General features: G+C 66.9%; 15 protein-coding genes and 1 tRNA gene. 6 read left to right on the plus strand and 10 right to left on the minus strand.

Going from position 1 to position 17,602, the window contains the following annotated elements; genetic code table 11:
* Nucleotides 1-16 precede the first annotated feature (16 nt).
* Nucleotides 17-2,746 (minus strand): pyruvate dehydrogenase (acetyl-transferring), homodimeric type, encoded by a 2,730-nt coding sequence (gene aceE / locus ABID77_RS10955; RefSeq protein WP_429595113.1) that lies wholly within the window; start codon nt 2,744-2,746, stop codon nt 17-19.
* 217 nt (nt 2,747-2,963) lie between these two features.
* Between aceE and ABID77_RS10960 the strand changes: the two genes are divergently transcribed.
* From ABID77_RS10960 to ABID77_RS10980, 5 genes are all read left to right on the plus strand, one after another.
* Entirely contained in the window at nt 2,964-5,504 is a 2,541-nt protein-coding gene (locus ABID77_RS10960) for a PAS domain-containing sensor histidine kinase (RefSeq protein WP_429595116.1), read from the plus strand.
* Complete coding sequence (locus ABID77_RS10965) at nt 5,501-6,136, plus strand: response regulator transcription factor (protein ID WP_429595118.1); 636 nt, start codon at nt 5,501-5,503, stop codon at nt 6,134-6,136. Before ABID77_RS10960 ends, ABID77_RS10965 begins: the two co-directional genes overlap by 4 nt.
* 91 nt (nt 6,137-6,227) lie before the next feature.
* Nucleotides 6,228-7,085 carry a bifunctional methylenetetrahydrofolate dehydrogenase/methenyltetrahydrofolate cyclohydrolase FolD gene (gene folD / locus ABID77_RS10970; RefSeq protein ID WP_429595121.1) on the plus strand — a complete coding sequence of 286 codons (858 nt, stop codon included), beginning with the start codon at nt 6,228-6,230 and terminating at the stop codon, nt 7,083-7,085.
* Between the two features lie 31 nt (nt 7,086-7,116).
* Nucleotides 7,117-9,174, plus strand: coding sequence for a M3 family metallopeptidase (locus ABID77_RS10975; protein ID WP_429595124.1), 2,058 nt, complete (start codon nt 7,117-7,119; stop codon nt 9,172-9,174).
* A gap of 103 nt (nt 9,175-9,277) precedes the next feature.
* Entirely contained in the window at nt 9,278-9,937 is a 660-nt protein-coding gene (locus tag ABID77_RS10980) for a glutaredoxin family protein (protein WP_429595126.1), read from the plus strand.
* On the opposite strand, the gene rpiA is transcribed toward ABID77_RS10980, so the two are convergent.
* Nucleotides 9,938-10,639, minus strand: a complete 702-nt coding sequence (rpiA, locus tag ABID77_RS10985; RefSeq protein WP_429595129.1) for a ribose-5-phosphate isomerase RpiA — start codon at nt 10,637-10,639, stop codon at nt 9,938-9,940.
* 49 nt (nt 10,640-10,688) lie between these two features.
* Here rpiA and ABID77_RS10990 point away from each other — a divergent pair, with 49 nt between their 5' ends.
* A complete protein-coding gene (locus ABID77_RS10990) occupies nt 10,689-11,762 on the plus strand; it encodes a quinone-dependent dihydroorotate dehydrogenase (protein WP_429595132.1) in 1,074 nt (357 codons plus the stop codon).
* Between the two features lie 47 nt (nt 11,763-11,809).
* Here the strand turns inward: ABID77_RS10990 and ABID77_RS10995 are convergent, their stop codons facing one another.
* The 8 genes from ABID77_RS10995 to pheT form a co-directional block, all read right to left on the minus strand.
* Complete coding sequence (locus tag ABID77_RS10995) at nt 11,810-12,121, minus strand: glycine zipper domain-containing protein (RefSeq protein WP_429595135.1); 312 nt, start codon at nt 12,119-12,121, stop codon at nt 11,810-11,812.
* An 89-nt stretch (nt 12,122-12,210) separates the two neighbouring features.
* Nucleotides 12,211-13,314, minus strand: coding sequence for an NAD(P)/FAD-dependent oxidoreductase (locus ABID77_RS11000; RefSeq protein WP_429595138.1), 1,104 nt, complete (start codon nt 13,312-13,314; stop codon nt 12,211-12,213).
* Nucleotides 13,315-13,352: 38 nt separating this feature from the next.
* Nucleotides 13,353-13,637: a hypothetical protein gene (locus tag ABID77_RS11005; RefSeq protein WP_429595141.1), complete on the minus strand. Its 285-nt coding sequence runs from the start codon at nt 13,635-13,637 to the stop codon at nt 13,353-13,355.
* A 138-nt stretch (nt 13,638-13,775) separates the two neighbouring features.
* On the minus strand, nt 13,776-13,922 hold the full coding sequence (locus tag ABID77_RS11010) for a DUF2256 domain-containing protein (RefSeq protein WP_429595144.1): 147 nt from the start codon (nt 13,920-13,922) through the stop codon (nt 13,776-13,778).
* 108 nt (nt 13,923-14,030) lie between these two features.
* Nucleotides 14,031-14,107 (minus strand) — tRNA-Pro (locus ABID77_RS11015).
* A gap of 10 nt (nt 14,108-14,117) precedes the next feature.
* Complete coding sequence (locus ABID77_RS11020) at nt 14,118-14,690, minus strand: MerR family transcriptional regulator (RefSeq protein ID WP_429595147.1); 573 nt, start codon at nt 14,688-14,690, stop codon at nt 14,118-14,120.
* A gap of 65 nt (nt 14,691-14,755) precedes the next feature.
* Nucleotides 14,756-15,136, minus strand: a complete 381-nt coding sequence (locus ABID77_RS11025; protein WP_429596120.1) for an integration host factor subunit alpha — start codon at nt 15,134-15,136, stop codon at nt 14,756-14,758.
* 8 nt (nt 15,137-15,144) lie between these two features.
* Nucleotides 15,145-17,583, minus strand: a complete 2,439-nt coding sequence (pheT, locus tag ABID77_RS11030; RefSeq protein WP_429595150.1) for a phenylalanine--tRNA ligase subunit beta — start codon at nt 17,581-17,583, stop codon at nt 15,145-15,147.
* Between the last annotated feature and the right edge of the window lie 19 nt (nt 17,584-17,602).

Raw genomic sequence — 17,602 nt, forward strand, 5'->3', positions numbered from 1 at the left:
TGGGTTGCGCTTGCTGTCAGGCGTAGAGCGGGTTGGCCTTTTCGGCGTTGATGCCGTACTTGGCGATCGCTTCGGCGACCTTCGATGCCGGCAGCACGCCGTCCTCGGCCAGCGCCTTGAGCGCGGAGACGACGATGAAGTGGCGATTGATCTCGAAGTGTTCGCGCAGCTTGCTGCGGAAGTCGCTGCGGCCGAAACCGTCGGTGCCCAGGACCTTGTAGGTGCGGCCCTTGGGGATGTAGGGGCGGATCTGCTCGGCGTAGGCCTTCATGTAGTCGGTCGAGGCCACCACCGGGCCTTCGCTGGCGGCGAGCTGCTGGCCCACGAAGGACACGCGCGCCTCGCTGGTCGGGTGCAGCAAATTCCAGCGGTCGGCGTCCTGGCCGTCGCGGGTGAGTTCGTTGAAGCTGGTGCAGCTCCACACCGCCGCGCTCACGCCCCAGTCCTTCTCCAGCAGTTCCTGGGCGAAGAAGCTCTCGCGCAGGATGGTGCCACTGCCCAGCAGCTGCACGGTCGGCGCCGCCTTGGCGCCCTTGGCCGGCTTGACCACCGGGGCCTGGCGGCACAGGTACATGCCCTTGATGATCTGTTCCTCGGTGCCGGGCTGCAGGCCGGGCATGGCGTAGTTCTCGTTGAGCAGCGTCAGGTAGTAGTAGACGTTGTCCTGCTTCTCCACCATGCGCTTCAGGCCGTGGTGCAGGATCACGCCGACCTCGTGCGCGAAGGTCGGGTCGTAGCTCACGCAGTTGGGGATGGTGTTGGCCAGGATGTGGCTGTGGCCGTCCTCGTGCTGCAGTCCTTCGCCGTTGAGCGTGGTGCGCCCCGAAGTGCCGCCGAGCAGGAAGCCGCGTGCCTGCATGTCGCCGGCCGCCCAGGCCAGGTCGCCGATGCGCTGGAAGCCGAACATCGAGTAATACACGTAGAACGGCACCATGATGCGGTTGTTCGTCGAGTACGACGTCGCCGCGGCGATCCAGCTGGACATGCCGCCGGCCTCGTTGATGCCTTCCTGCAGGATCTGGCCGGCCTTGTCCTCCTTGTAGTACATGACCTGGTCCTTGTCGACCGGGGTGTACTGCTGGCCGGCGGGGTTGTAGATGCCGATCTGGCGGAACAACCCCTCCATGCCGAAGGTGCGGGCCTCGTCGACCAGGATCGGCACGACGCGCGGGCCCAGCGCCTGGTCGCGCAGCAGCTGCGTGAGGAAGCGCACGTAGGCCTGCGTGGTGGAGATCTCGCGGCCCTCGGCGGTCGGCTCCAGCACCGACTTGAAGGTCTCCAGCGCCGGCACGGTGAAGCTCTCGTCGGCCTTCACGCGACGGTGCGGCAGGTAGCCGCCGAGCGCCTTGCGGCGTTCGTGCAGGTACTTCATCTCCGGGGTGTCGTCGGCCGGCTTGTAGAACGGGATGTCGGCGAGCTGGCTGTCCGGGATCGGGATGTTGAAGCGGTCGCGGAAGGTCTTGATGTCCTCGTCGGCCAGTTTCTTGGTCTGGTGGACGTTGTTCTTGCCCTCGCCGATCTTGCCCATGCCGAAGCCCTTGACGGTCTTGACCAGCAGCACGGTCGGCTGACCCTTGTGCTTGACCGCGGCGTCGAAGGCCGCATAGACCTTCTGCGCGTCGTGGCCGCCGCGGCGCAGCGCCCAGATGTCGTCGTCGCTCATCTTGGCGACCATCTCCAGGGTGCGCGGATCGCGGCCGAAGAAGTTCTTGCGCACGTAGGCGCCGTCGTTGGCCTTGAACGACTGGTAGTCGCCGTCGTTCGTCTCCATCATCAGCTTGCGCAGCGCGCCTTCCTTGTCGCGGGCGAGCAGCGGGTCCCAGCCGGAACCCCAGATCAGCTTGAGGACGTTCCAGCCGGCACCGCGGAACTCGCCTTCGAGCTCCTGGATGATCTTGCCGTTGCCGCGCACCGGGCCGTCGAGGCGCTGCAGGTTGCAGTTGATGACGAACACCAGGTTGTCGAGCTTCTCGCGCGCGGCCAGACCGATGGCACCGAGCGACTCGACCTCGTCCATTTCGCCGTCGCCGCAGAAGACCCAGACCTTGCGGTTCTCGGTGTTGGCGATGCCGCGGGCGTGCAGGTACTTCAGAAAGCGCGCCTGATAGATCGCCATCAGCGGGCCCAGGCCCATCGAGACGGTCGGGAACTGCCAGAACTCGGGCATCAGCTTCGGATGAGGGTAGCTCGACAGGCCCTTGCCGTCGACTTCCTGGCGGAAGTTGAGCAGCTGCTCCTCAGTCAGGCGGCCTTCGAGGTAGGCGCGGGCGTAGATGCCCGGGGATACGTGGCCCTGGATGTAGAGGCAGTCGCCGCCGTGGTTCTCGCTCTCGGCGTGCCAGAAATGGTTGAAGCCGGCGCCGAACATGCTCGCCAGCGAGGCGAAGGAGCCGATGTGGCCGCCGAGATCGCCACCTTCGGGCGGGTGCAGGCGGTTGGCCTTGACCACCATCGCCATCGCGTTCCAGCGCATGTAGGAACGCAGGCGCTCCTCGATCTCCAGGTTGCCCGGCGAGCGTTCTTCCTGGTCGGGCTCCAGGGTGTTGATGTAAGCCGTATTGGCCGAGAACGGCTTGTCGATGCTGTTCTGGCGCGCGTGCTCGAGCAGCTGTTCGAGCAGGAAGTGCGCCCGCTCGGGGCCTTCGCTCTGGATGACCGCGGACAGCGCGTCGGTCCATTCACGGGTCTCTTGCGCATCCGCGTCGTTCGCGGCCGAGCCGTGGGTGTTCTCGGGGATTGCCGACATGCTTGTCTCCTGTTGGGGGCGTGGCTTGAAAAATTAGGCGGAAATGTCTCACATAACCAGTCGAATTTCAAATGGTGTTTTATGTTTTCTTCATGTGAAATTTAGTCGATTGATCCGATGGCCAGCGACCTGGGCGAAACAGGCGCCTGCCAGTCTGAACGGTTTTTCCGAAGGCGTCGTGACCGCCACATTAGGGGCTTCCCCTACACTCGATCGAATGCCTCACTTCAACCCGCTCGCCGCCGCACGAAGTGCCGCGAAGGCGTCGCCCCTGTCGTGGTGGCGCCGCTGGTGGCGCCGGCAGACGCCGATGCTGCAGGACGCCGTGGCGATGCTGGCGCCGTTGGCCGCGGTGGTGCTGTTCCTGGCGGCCATCGTCTGCGCGTTCTGGTACCTGCGGGCAGAGGAGGTCGAGCGCGAGCAGGAGTCGGTCAAGCGCGATGTCGAATACGCCCAGCAGCGCCTGCGACTGCGGCTGCTGGAGCGCCAGGAACAGCTCATGCGCCTGGCACGCGACGCCTCCAACCGCGAGATCGACGGTCCCGAGTTCACCAGCCGGGCCGAATCGCTGATCAGCCAGTACCCCGAACTGCAGGCCCTCAGCTGGATCGACGACCGCCGCCGCTTCAAGGCCAGCCATGCCGCGCCGAGCGTGCATCCGGCGCAGCAGCACCCGGTCGACGACGTGCTGCGTCCGGGCGAGATCGAAAGCAACTACGCCCTGGCCCGCGAACTCAGTCAGCCGGTCTATTCGCAACCGATGAAGGGCGACGATCCCAATCCCATGCTGCAGCTGCACATCCCGCTGTACGAGCAAGGATTGTTCGCGGGCGTCGTGCTCGGCGAGTTCTCCATCGACAGCCTGCTGCGCTACGGCGTGCCGCCCGAGGTGGCCGCGCGCTACGCCGTAGCGCTGCTCGACGGCAAGGGCGGCCTGCTGGCGGGCAACACGGTCAACCCGCGCGAGAGCGGCGCGCGCATGCTGCCCTGGGCCGAGCGCACCAACGAATACGAAGTGCCGGTCTCGCCGGTGGGCAACGGTCTGATTCTGCGTGCGCAGGCCTACCGCACCTCGCCCGGGCTGGTGGGCAACGGGCTCTTCTGGCTGGTGGGCGCACTGAGCGTGCTCACGGCCTGGATGCTCATCGGCACCTGGCGCCACACCCGGCGGCGGCTGCAGACGCAGCAGGCACTGGTGGCCGAGACCAACTTCCGCCGCGCGATGGAGAACTCCATGCTCACGGGCATGCGCGTGCTCGACCTCGAAGGCCGCATCACCTACGTGAACGCCGCCTTCTGCGCCATGACCGGCTGGAGCGAGGCCGACCTCGTGGGCAAGAAGCCGCCCTTCCCCTACTGGCTGGAGTCCGAGCGCGAGGTCATGAACGAGCGGCTGGAAGAAGAGATCCACGGCCGCGCCCTGCCCGGCGGCTTCCAGGTGCGGGTGCGACGCAAGAACGGCACGGTCTTCAACGCCCGGCTCTACGTCTCGCCGCTCATCGACGCGCGCGGCCACCAGGCCGGCTGGATGACCTCGATGACCGACATCACCGAGCCGACCCGCATCCGCGAGCAGCTGTCGGCCTCCTACGAGCGCTTCACGACCGTGCTGGAAGCGCTCGACGCGGCGGTGTCGGTGGCGCCCATCGGCAGCGAGGAGCTGCTGTTCGCCAACAAGCTCTACCGGCTCTGGTTCGGCTCCGACACCATCGGCCACCTGGGCATGGTCGCCCAGGCGGGCGTGCCGGCCTCGGCCGCGCACGACGACGCGCTCGACGACGTCGATCCGTTCGCCGGCCTGCCCATCGACACGCTGACCGCCGCCCAGCCGGCCAACAACGAGATCTTCGTGCCGCAACTGGGCAAGTGGCTGGAGGTGCGCTCGCGCTACCTGACCTGGGTCGACGGCCGCCTGGCGCAGCTCGTCATCGCCACCGACATCACCCCCCGGCGCGACGCCGAGGAACTGGCCGCGGCGCAGGCCGACCGCGCGCATGCGTCGAGCCGGCTCATCACGATGGGCGAGATGGCCTCCAGCGTCGCGCACGAGCTCAACCAGCCGCTCACCGCCATCACCAACTACTGCAACGGGATGATGTCGCGCATCCGCAACCAGCAGATCGACACCGACGCCCTCCTCGCCGCGCTCGACAAGACCTCCAAGCAGGCGCAGCGGGCCGGCCAGATCATCCAGCGCATCCGCTCGTTCGTGAAACGCAGCGAACCCAACCGCACGCCGTCGGACGTGGCGACGATGGTGAGCGAGGCGGTCGAACTCGCCGGCATCGAGCTGCGCCGCCACAACGTGCGGCTCAACCACTACGTCGCGGCACGCCTGCCCATCGTGCGGGTCGATCCGATCCTGATCGAGCAGGTGCTGGTCAACCTGCTGAAGAACGCGGCCGAGTCGATCGACAACGCCAGGCGGCCGCTGGCGCGGCGCAGCGTCGAGCTGCGCGTGCTGCCCAAGACCATCGAGGCCCAGGCGGCGGTCGAGTTCTCGGTGCAGGACACCGGCCGCGGCCTGGCGCCCGAGGTCATGGACCGGCTCTACGAGGCGTTCTTCTCCACCAAGCCCGAAGGCATGGGCATCGGCCTGAACCTCTGCCGCACCATCGTCGAATCCCACCGCGGACGGATGCAGGCGGAGAACATCTACAATGGATCGGATGTGGTCGGATGCCGTTTCTCCTTCTGGATTCCGGTGTCGGACGCTACGAATTCCATAGCAAACGACGAGGCGAAGGTACCCGCATGAGCTTGATTCCGAAGAAGGGCACGGTCTACGTCGTCGACGATGACGAAGCGGTGCGCGATTCGCTCCAGTGGCTGCTCGAAGGCAAGGACTACCGGGTCCGCTGCTTCGATTCCGCCGAATCCTTTCTCTCCCGCTACGACCCGCGCGAAGTCGCCTGCCTGATCGTCGACATCCGCATGGGCGGCATGTCGGGCATCGAACTCCAGGACCGTTTGATCGAGCGCCGCTCGCCGCTGCCGATCGTCGTCATCACCGGTCACGGCGACGTGCCGATGGCGGTCGACTCGATGAAGAAGGGCGCGATGGACTTCATCCAGAAGCCCTTCAACGAGGACCAGCTCGTGACGCTGGTCGAGCGCATGCTCGAACACGCGCGCGACGCCTTCGCGCAGCACCAGCAGTCCGCCAGCCGCGACGCGCTGCTGTCCAAACTCACCGGCCGCGAGGCCCAGGTGCTCGAGCGCATCGTCGCCGGCCGCCTGAACAAGCAGATCGCCGACGACCTCGGCATCAGCATCAAGACGGTGGAGGCGCACCGCGCCAACATCATGGAAAAGCTCAATGCCAACACCGTCGCCGACCTGCTCAAGATCGCGCTCGGCCAGGTCCAGCCGACGGCCAAGACCCCCTGACTCCCCCCGACCCCGCTATCGCACGCATAGCGACAACCGCTCGGAACGCCTGCGCAAGCGGGCGTTTCCACTTGGAAAATCGAATCCTCCCATGACAGCCCAACTCATCGACGGCAATGCCCTCTCGCACACCCTGCGCGCCGACGTGGCCCGGCGCGCCGCGGCCCTGAAAGCACGCGGCACGACCCCCGGCCTGGCGGTGGTCCTGGTCGGCGACAGCCCCGCCAGCCAGGTCTACGTGCGCAACAAGGTCAAGGCCTGCGAGGACAACGGCCTGCATTCGGTGCTGGAGAAGTACCCCGCCGACCTCGGCGAGGCCGAACTGCTCGCGCGCGTCGACGCCCTCAACGCCGACCCGGCCATCCACGGCATCCTCGTCCAGCTGCCCCTGCCGGCGCACATCGACGCCCAGAAGGTGATCGAGGCGATCGCGCCGCACAAGGACGTCGACGGCTTCCACGTCGCGAGCGCCGGCGCATTGATGACCGGCGCGAGCGGCTTCTGGCCCTGCACGCCCTACGGCTGCATGAAGATGCTCGAATCGATTGGCTGCGACCTGCGCGGCAAGCACGCGGTGGTCATCGGCCGCAGCAACATCGTGGGCAAGCCGATGGCGCTGATGCTGCTGGCCAAGCACGCCACCGTCACCGTCTGCCACAGCGCCACCGCCGACCTCGGCGCCTTCACGCGCCAGGCCGACGTCGTCGTCGCCGCCGTCGGCAAGCGCAACGTGCTGACCGCCGACATGGTCAAGCCCGGCGCCGTCGTCATCGACGTCGGCATGAACCGCAACGACGAAGGCAAGCTCTGCGGCGACGTCGACTTCGCCGGCGTGCGCGAGGTCGCCGGCTGGATCACGCCGGTGCCCGGCGGCGTCGGCCCCATGACCATCACGATGCTGCTGGTCAACACGCTGGAAGCGGCCGAACGCGCGGCCACCCCGACTTGAACTTGCCGCCACGCGGCGCCAGATGAACTCCATGAACACCACGTCCAATCCGCTCCTCGACTTCACCGACCTGCCGCTGTTCGACCGCATCCGGCCCGAGCACGTCGCACCCGCCGTCGACGCCCTCCTCACCGAATCCGAGGCCGCGCTGCAGACCGTGACCGCACCGGAATTCCCGACCGACTGGCTCGCCATCTCGAAGGTGCTGGACGTCGCCTCCGAACGCTTCGGCCGTGCCTGGAGCGCCGTCGGGCACCTGAACGCCGTGGCCGACACGCCCGAGCTGCGCGCCGCCTACAACGAGGCGATGCCCCGCGTCACCGCGTTCTGGACGCGCCTGGGCTCCGACGAGCGGCTGTTCGCCAAGTACAAGGCCATCGATCCCGCCACCCTGAACGCCGAGCAGCGCCAGGCGCACCGCAACGCGGTGCGCAACTTCGTGCTCGGTGGCGCCGACCTGCAGGGCGCGGCCAAGGAGCGCTTCGCCGCGATCCAGGAGCGCCAGGCCGAACTGGGCCAGAAGTTCAGCGAGAACGCGCTCGACGCCACCGACGCCTTCGCCTACTACGCCGACGCGAGCGAGCTCGAGGGCCTGCCCGAGGACGTGGTCAACGCCGCCCGCGCCGCCGCCGAGGCCGAAGGCAAGGCCGGCTACAAGCTCACGCTGAAGATGCCGTGCTACCTGCCGGTGATGCAGTTCGCCAAGCGCAGCGACCTGCGCGAGCACCTCTACCGTGCCTTCGGCACCCGCGCCAGCGACCTGGGCGATCCGGCCTTCGACAACACGGCACTCATCGCCGAGATCCTGGCGCTGCGCGAGGAAGAAGCCCGGCTCCTGGGCTACCGAAACTTCGGCGAACTCTCGGTCGTGCCCAAGATGGCCGATTCGCCCGAGCAGGTCGTGAAGTTCCTGCGCGACCTGGCCGTCAAAGCGCGGCCCTACGGCGAACGCGATCTCGTCGACCTGCGCTCCTTCGCCTCCTCGCAGCTCGGCCTCGACGATCCGCAGCCCTGGGATTGGAGCTACGTCGGCGAGAAGCTCAAGGAGGCGCGCTACGCCTACAGCGAGCAGGAAGTGAAGCCGTATTTCCCGGCACCGAAGGTCATGGGCGGCCTGTTCAAGATCGTCGAGACCTTGTTTGAGGTGGCGATCCGCCGCGACAGCGCGCCGGTCTGGCATCCGACGGTCGAGTTCTACCGCATCGAGCGCGCTGGCGAACTCGTCGGCCAGTTCTACCTCGACCCGTCCGCGCGCCAGGGCAAGCGCGGCGGCGCCTGGATGGACGACGTGCGTGGACGCTGGGTCCGCCCCGACACCGGGGCGCTGCAGACCCCCGTCGCGCATCTCGTGTGCAATTTCGCCGAGGGCGTCGGCGGGAAGCCGCCACTGCTCACGCACGACGACGTGACCACGCTGTTCCACGAGTTCGGCCACGGCCTGCACCACATGCTCACCCGCGTGAACGAGCGCGACGTCTCGGGCATCAGCGGCGTCGAATGGGACGCGGTCGAACTGCCCAGTCAGTTCATGGAGAACTTCTGCTGGGAGTGGGACGTGCTGCGCCACATGACCGGGCACGTCGACAGCGGCGAGCCGCTGCCGCGCGCGCTGTTCGACAAAATGACGGCGGCCAAGAACTTCCAGAGCGGCCTGCAGACCTTGCGCCAGATCGAGTTGTCGCTCTTCGACATGCTGCTGCACACCGAGTACCAGGCCGCGAGCGCGCCGGACGGCGGCGTGCTGGGACTGCTCGCCGACGTGCGCCGCGAGGTCGCCGTGATGCCCTCGCCGTCCTTCAGCCGCACGCCCAACACCTTCAGCCACATCTTCTCGGGCGGCTACGCGGCCGGTTACTACAGCTACAAGTGGGCCGAGGTGCTGAGCGCTGACGCCTACGCGGCCTTCGAGGAAACGGTGGGCGACGACGGCCTGCCCAGCGTCGAGACCGGGCGCAGGTACCGCCAGGCGATCCTCGAGGCCGGCGGCAGCCGCAGCGCGATGGAGTCGTTCAAGGCCTTCCGCGGCCGCGAACCGCAGCTCGACGCCCTGCTGCGCCACCAGGGCATGGCCGAGCCGCAGCCGGCCTGATCCGCAGGCCGCCCCTGGGCGAGGCTTTCATCTGCACGCCGCAGCGGACGGAGACCGCCTGACATACTCGGGCGGTCCCCACATCACGAAAGACGTTCCTCTCATGATGCCCGCCGCCTCACTCGCCCGGATGCTCGCCGGCGCTGCCACCTTGCTGGCGATGGCCGGACCCGCCGTCGTCGCGGCCCAGCCCATCTACCGCCATCTCGACCGCAACGGCCAGGTCGTGTTCTCGGACCAGCCGCCGGCGGCCAATGCCCAGCCGGTGGCACCAGCGGGCGCATCGGTGCTCGATGGCGGCGGCGCCGGGCTGCCCTACGAACTGCGCCAGGTCGTGCAGCGCTACCCGGTCACGATCTACACGCGCGACGACTGCGAGCCCTGCGACGCGGGCCGCGCCCTGCTCGCCGCGCGCGGCATTCCGTTCGACGAGCGCCAGGTCCGGACGAATGCCGACAGCGATGCGTTGAGGCGTCTGAGCGGGCAGGACGCCCTGCCGCTGCTGTCGATCGGCACGCAACAGCTCAAGGGTTTCGCGGACACCGAGTGGTCGCAATACCTCGACGCGGCCGGCTATCCGAAGAGCATTGCACTGCCCGCCGGTTATCGCCGTCCGGCGGCACAGCCGTTGGTGGCGATCACGCCCGCCGAATCGACGACGGCGAGCGGTCGCGATGCGGTGCCGGCGGCCGGCCCGCCTGCGCCCGCCACGCCCGTGCCGCGCGGCCCGACACCGCAGAACCCGGCGGGCATCCAGTTCTGATCAGTCGGTCGTTCCGTCGAAACGCAGGGTCCGGACGCCGTCCGGCGTGGCCAGCAGGCACACGTGGGCGCGCTGGTGGGCGAACACGCCGACGGTCACGACGCCCGGCCACTGGCTGACCTCGGTCTCGAAACCGAGCGGGTCGGTGATCCTCAGCCCGGTCACGTCGACGATGTGCTGGCCGTTGTCGGTCACCAGGGCCACGCCGTCCCTCTCGCGCACCTGGGCGATGCCGCCCAGGCGCTCGAACTGTCGCATGACGCGGCGCGCCGCCATCGGGATCACCTCGACCGGCAGCGGGAACGTGCCGAGCACGTCGACGCGCTTGGACGCATCGGCGATGCAGACGAAGCGGCGCGACTGCGCCGCCACGATCTTCTCGCGCGTGAGCGCGGCGCCACCGCCCTTGACCATGAAGCCGTGGCCGTCGATCTCGTCGGCGCCATCGATGTAGACGGCCAGTTCGTCGACCTCGTTGCTGTCGAACACCCGGATGCCGAGCGCGCGCAGGCGCTCGGTCGAAGCCAGCGAACTCGACACCGCGCCCTCGATGTCGTCCTTGATGTCGGCCAGCGCCTCGATGAACTTGTTGACCGTGGAGCCGGTGCCCACCCCGACGATGGCACCCCTCACGACATGGTCGAGCGCGGCGCGGCCGACCTGCGACTTGAGTTCGTCCTGGGTGAAGCGGGGTGTGGTCATCGGGGAGAATCCTGGGTTGTTCCGAACAATCGAAGCCGGGAATTATCCGATGCCGCTGACCTCGTCCCTCTATGGACTCGCCCGACCCGTCCTCTTCGGGCTCGATCCCGAGCATGCCCACGAAGTCACTCTCGGTGCCCTGGAGCGCAGCCAGAACACCCCACTCGACCGCCTCTACCGGACGCGGCGGGTCGAGGACCCGGTCACGCTGGCCGGTCTGACCTTCCCCAACCGGGTGGGCCTCGCCGCCGGGCTCGACAAGAACGCGCGCTGCATCGATGCCTTCGCCGCGATGGGCTTCGGTTTCGTGGAGGTCGGTACCGTGACGCCGAAGGCGCAGCCGGGCAATCCGAAGCCGCGCATGTTCCGGCTGCCGGAACGCCAGGCACTGATCAACCGGTTGGGCTTCAACAACGACGGGCTCGACGCCTTCGTCGCCAACGTGCGGCGCTCGCGTTTCCACCGGCAACGCGGTCGGCCCGAGCACATGCCGGCGATGCTGCTCGGCCTGAACATCGGCAAGAACGCGGCGACGCCGATCGAACGCGCCACGGACGACTATCTGACCTGCCTGGAAGGCGTCTATCCGCATGCCGACTACGTGACGGTGAACATCTCCAGTCCGAACACCGCCAACCTGCGTTCGCTCCAGAGCGACGAGGCGCTCGATGGCTTGCTGCAGGCCCTGATGGAACGCCGCGGGCGGCTCGCGCAGTCGCAGGGCCGGCGGGTGCCGATCTTCCTGAAGATCGCCCCGGATCTGGTGTCCGCACAGGTCGAAGTCATCGCCGCCGCCCTCCGGCGCCATGGCGTGGACGGTGTCGTCGCGACGAACACCACGCTGTCGCGCGACGCGGTCCAGGGTCTGCCCCATGCGGCCGAAACGGGAGGACTGTCGGGTGCGCCGGTGCGCGAAGCCAGCGATCGGGTCGTCGCGCAACTGCGCGGCGCGCTGGGTCCGGGCTATCCGATCATCGGTGTCGGCGGCATCCTCGATGCGGTCCATGCCCAGGCCAAGATCGACGCCGGTGCGGACGCGGTGCAGATCTACACCGGCCTCATCTACCGCGGACCCGGTCTCGTCACGCAGACGGCCCGAGCATTGCGCTCAGCGCGGCGCTGAAGCGGATGTGACGGGGAAGGACTCGCCTGTCGCAGCGCGTCGATGCCTCAGCGTCTCGTCGAGATCAACAGGCCGACCAACACGCCGACCGCCATCGCGCCGGCGGCGATCTGCCAGGGTTCGTCGTGCGCGTAGGCGTTGGCCGTGTTCGCCGCTTCCTTGGCCTTGTGCGCCGCGATCTTGGCCTTCTCGGCCGCGAGTTCGCGTGCGATGGTGATCTTGGCCTCCAGACGCTGGCGCAGCGCCTTGATCTGCGGATTGGCCTCGAGGTCCTTGCCGCCGAGCCCGACCTTGACTTCGGTGGCGATGTCCTCGATCACCGCGTTGGAGGCTGCTTCGAGGTTGTTGGCTGCACTCATGGGAAAAACGTTCCTTCACGCGAAATGCCGGCCGAGTGCCGGTAACCCGCATGCCCGCAAATGGCATGCCACTTCATGTTACAGACGATTCACGCGGCCTCCAGCATTTGCGCCACGTGCGCGCCGATGGCCAGGCTGCTGGTCAGGCCGGGCGACTCGATGCCGAACAGGTTCACGAGTCCGGGAATGCCGTGCACCGCGGGACCCTGGATGCGGAAATCCTCGGCAGGCTCACCGGGTCCCGAAATCTTCGGTCGCATGCCGGCGTAGGCGGGAACCAGGCTGTCGTCCTTCAGCCCCGGCCAGTAGCGCCGCACTTCGGCGTAGAAGCCGGCACAGCGCGCCGGATCGACGACCAGATCGTCGGGCGAGGACACCCATTCGACATCGGGGCCGAAACGGGCCTGGCCCCCGAGATCGAGCGTCAGATGAACCCCGAGGCCTGCGGCTTCAGGCACGGGATAGATGAGTCGCTCGAAGGGCGCCTTGCCCGCCAGCGTGAAGTAGCTGCCCTTGGCGTAATGAGGTGTGGGAACGAATTCGGAGGACAGCCCGGCCAGTCTTCGCGCCAGCAGAGGCGCGTCGAGGCCGGCCGAATTCACCAGCGTCCGGCATCGCACGACCGTGTCGTCCTCCAGGATCAGTTCGATCCCCCGAGAATCGCATCGACCACCTCTCACGCCGGTCTTGAACACGACCATGCCGCCCACGTTCTCGATGTCACCTTGATAGGACAGCATGAGCGCATGGCTGTCGACGATACCGGTGCTCGGCGAATGCAGCGCGGCACTGCACTGGAGTTGCGGCTCGATGGACTTGGCTTCCTCGGCCGTGAGAAGCGTCAGATCCGGAATCCCGTTGGCGACGCCACTGGCCATGATCTTCTGCAGATAGGCCTTCTGTGGTTCCGAGGTCGCCACGATCAACTTGCCGCAGCGCCGATGCGGCACCCCTCGTTCGACGGCGTACTCGTAAAGGAGGCGTCGACCCTCGACGCACAACTTCGCCTTCATCGAGCCCTGCGGGTAGTACATCCCTGCATGGATGACTTCGCTGCTGCGCGAACTGATGCCGGTCCCTATGGACGATGCCGCTTCGAGCACCATCACGTCACGCCCCTGCAATGCCAATGCGCGTGCTACCGCCAAACCGACGACACCCGCACCGACGACGACACAATCTAGATCATTCATCCGGCCAGCTTATCGCAAGCCGGCGGAGTATTTGCTTCCTAGGTGGGCAGCACCGACGCCTTGATGTTCGGCCAGCGAAAGGTCGCGGCTCGCATGAATTGCCGGTTGGCCACGAATCGAAGTCTCGTGGCGGTATGGAGCGAGCGGATGCGATTCGAGATCGTTCTGGAAACCCGTGATCCTGCGACGCTCAAGGGCTTGGCCGGATTCGAAGGATCGAGTTCCGGCTCGACAGGCAGTTGCGACGGATCTTCTTCGACGGGGTCGGGCGTCGTGATGGGTGTCGGAAGATCGGGAACTGGGAGGTGGGTACCGTTTGTCATGGGCGACTCCTTGAATGGCCTCTTTTTCAGGAGTTGCTGGAACCGCGTGCGCAAGCAGCCAAGCCCAAACGGCGTCGGTGCGGACCGACAGGAAAAACGAGAAGCCCGGTCGAAGCATCGCGAGGCACATGACGACCTTCAACCGCTCTTGCGTTCGTTGCGGCAGCGCTCCGAGCAGTACTTCACCGCTTCCCAATCCTTGCTCCACTTCTTGCGCCAAGTGAAGGGCAGACCGCAACGCAGGCAGTTCTTTTGAGGCAGATCAGCTTTTTTTCGCATGCGCATGGCGGGGACTTTCGATCGCTGGCTTCTTCAAATCTTCCAATCCGCCGAATTTGCCATGGCCAAAGAAAAACGGGTCGGCAACTTGAAGTTGCCGACCCGTTTCCATGTTGGTCGGTGTGAAAGGATTCGAACCTTCGACCCCTTGCACCCCATGCAAGTGCGCTACCAGGCTGCGCCACACACCGAAGCCCGCGATTATAGCCGGCGCAAACCCGGCTCCAAGGCCAGGAGTTCGCGAATTTCAAACAATTCGCGTCGCAGCTCCTGCAGCAGCGGCTCGCGATGACCATCGATCGACGTGGTCGCAGTCTCGACCGTCGTGGCCTGCGTCGCAGGAAACGTTGGAAAGGATTCGTGCACCGCGGCCTCCCAGACTTCGCGATCGATGTCCGTGGTCTCGACACCGTCCACGCCACGGCCTTCTTCCTCGACCTCGACGTCGCCATCGTCCGGCTCGAAACGGCCTGTCGTGGCGTTCTCCACCATCGCCCTGCGACGCTCGCGTTCGGACTGCGCGAGTTCCTGGAGCTTGTTGCGTGCCCCGCTGATGGTGAATCCCTGGTCGTAGAGGAGATCTCGGATGCGCCGGATCATGAGCACTTCATGGTGCTGGTAGTAACGCCGGTTGCCGCGGCGCTTCATGGGACGCAGTTGCGTGAACTCCTGCTCCCAGTAACGCAGCACGTGCGGTTTGACCCCGCACAGTTCGCCTACCTCACCAATGGTGAAGTAGCGCTTGGCGGGAATCGGTGGAAGCGCTTTCTCCATTGAAATCAATGCCGTACGAGCCAAACCTCGAAGGTTACTCCACGCGCCTGCAGCCGACCAAGCACTTATTCGGCACCGACTCGCCAAACCTCGATTTCGGTCGACCCGGTGTCGGAAGCCTCGTCGGTTCCGCCGCCGTTCTGGATCTGTTCCTTGAGCTTGGCGCTGGCGTGGAACGTCGCCACGCGACGCTCGCCGATCGGGATGGCCTCGCCTGTTCGCGGATTGCGCCCTGGGCGCGGCGCCTTCATGCGGATCTGGAAATTGCCGAAGCCGGAGATCTTGACGTCGGTGCCCTCGATCAAACTGGTCGCCACCAGTTCGAAGAACGCCTCGATCATGTCCTTCGATTCGCGCTTGTTCAGGCCGATCTGCTCGAACAGCAGTTCGGCCAGATGCGCCTTCGTCAAAGCGGGCGTTTCCAAGGCTTCGAGCGTGAAATCCATGATCTTGTTCATCCTCGCTGTCGCGCGCCCAGGGTCGATGCCAGACGTTCGACGATGGCACGCACGGCCGGTTCGACCTGATCATCGTTCAAGGTACCGCTTTCCGACTGGAAAGCGAGACGCACGGCCATGCTCTTTTCCCCCGGTGCCAAGCCGGCGGTGCCGGAAGAAGCACCGTCGCGCGCGGGTTGAGGCCGGTAGATGTCGAACAGCACGGCATCGCGCAGCAGGCCCTGGGTGGACGCGCCCTCGATGGCGTCGAGCAGCGCGCGATGGGTGACCGACTCCCCCACGATCACGGCGATGTCGCGTTCGACCGCCTGATGCCTGGGCACCGGCCGGGCCACCGGCACGGGCTGCACGGCGACCGCATCCAGATCGAGTTCGAACAGCACCGGTGCCTGGGCGAAGTCCCAGCTCTGGCGCCAGCGCGGATGCAGTTCACCGATGACGCCGATGGCACGGCCGTCGACCGTCACGCGCGCCGAGCGGCCGGGATGCAGCGCCGGATGCTCGACGGCCTCGAAGGTCGCCACGCGGGGGGCGAGCAACGCTTCGACGTCGCCCTTGACGTCGTGGAAATCGACGCGCTGCGGCTTGCCGTTCCAGCGCGACTCGGCATCGTCGCCCCACGCCAGACCGGCCAGGCGCATCGGCTGGTGAATGCCCTGTACCGTGGTGTCGGTGGTCGCGACGCTCGCATCACGCAGGAACACGCGACCGATCTCGAACACGCGCACGCCCGGCGCCTTGCGGTCGAGGTTGAACTTGAGCACCTGCAGCAGCGATCCCATGAGGGACGAGCGCATGACGCTCATCGGGCTGGCGATCGGATTGAGCAGCTTCACCGGATCGGGATTGCCCGCGAGTTCGTGCTCCCAGTGCGCTTCCACGAAGCTGAAATTGATCGTCTCCTGATAACCGAGTCCGGCCACGCGATGGCGGATGGCGAAGCGGCCGCGCCGGTCTTCGGGCTGCACGCGCGCCGTGATGGGTGCGAGCGGCGCGGTGACGGGCAGCTTGTCGTAGCCGATCAGCCGCGCGACCTCCTCGATCAGGTCCTCCTCGATCCGCAGGTCGAAGCGGTGCGGCGCGGGCGTGACGACGACGACGCCGTCGCCTTGTTCGATCGGCAGGCCGAGCCGCTGCAGCACGTCGACGCACTGTGCCTGCGTGACCGGCATGCCGATGACGCGCGCCGCGCGCGCGACGCGCAGCGTGACGGACTTGGCTTCGGGCAGCCGCAGGATGCGGTCGTCGACCGGACCGGCCGATCCGCCGCAGATGTCGACGATGAGCCGCGTGATGCGCTCGATGATCTCGACGGTGCGACTCGGATCGACGCCGCGCTCGAAGCGATGGCCGGCGTCGGTCGAGAAGTTGAAGCGCCGCGAGCGGCCCTGGATCGCTTCGGGCCACCAGAAGGCGGCCTCGACATAGATGTTGCGGGTGGTGTCGGACACGGCCGTGGCATCGCCGCCCATGATGCCGGCGAGCGACTCGACCTCCCGTTCGTCGGCGATCACGCCGACCTTCTCGTCGAGCGTCACGGTGCTGCCGTTGAGCAGCTTCAGTTGCTCGCCCGCGCGGCCCCAGCGCACCGAAAGGCCGCCGTCGATCCTGTCCAGGTCGAAGATGTGCGTCGGCTGGCCGTACTCGAACATCACGTAGTTGGAGATGTCCACCAGGGGCGACACGCTGCGTTGGCCGCAACGCGCGAGCCGGTCGACCATCCAGGCGGGCGTCTTCACCGTGGTGTCGACGTCGCGCACGATGCGGCCGGAAAAACGACCGCACAGGTCGGGAGCCTCCACGCTGACGGGCAGCGTGTCGGCCAGCGTCGACTCCACAGCGGGGATGGCGGGCGTGTTCAACACCGCGCCGGTCAGCGCCGACAGCTCGCGCGCGATGCCGTACACGCTCAGGCCGTGTGCCAGATTGGGCGTGAGCTTGAGCGTGAGGAGCGCATCGTCGAGCGCGAGCACGTCGCGCACGTCGGCACCGAGCGGTGCATCGGCATCCAGTTCGAGCAGGCCACCGTGGTCCTCGCTCAGCTTCAGTTCGCGTGCCGAGCACAGCATGCCCTGGCTCTCGACGCCGCGCAGCTTGCCGAGCTTGATGAGGAAAGGCTTGCCGTCGTCGCCGGGCGGCAGTTCGGCGCCCACCAGCGCGCAGGGCACCTTGATGCCCACGCGGGCGTTCGGCGCGCCGCAGACGATGTTGAGCAGCGCGCCCTGGCCGACGTCGACCTGACACACGCGCAGGCGGTCGGCGTTGGGATGCTGCACGGCCTCCTTGATCTCGCCGACGACGATGCGGCTGAACGGCGGCGCCACGGGACGGCGTTCCTCGACCTCGAAACCACCCATGGTGAGCGTCTCGGCCAGTTCGGTGCCGGACAGCGGCGGGTTGCAGAACTCGCGCAACCAGGACTCGGGGAATTGCATTCGTTGTTCTCTCAGGAAT

The organism is Variovorax sp. PvP013, assembly GCF_050435945.1.
In the GTDB taxonomy this organism is placed as follows: Bacteria; Pseudomonadota; Gammaproteobacteria; order Burkholderiales; family Burkholderiaceae_C; genus Variovorax.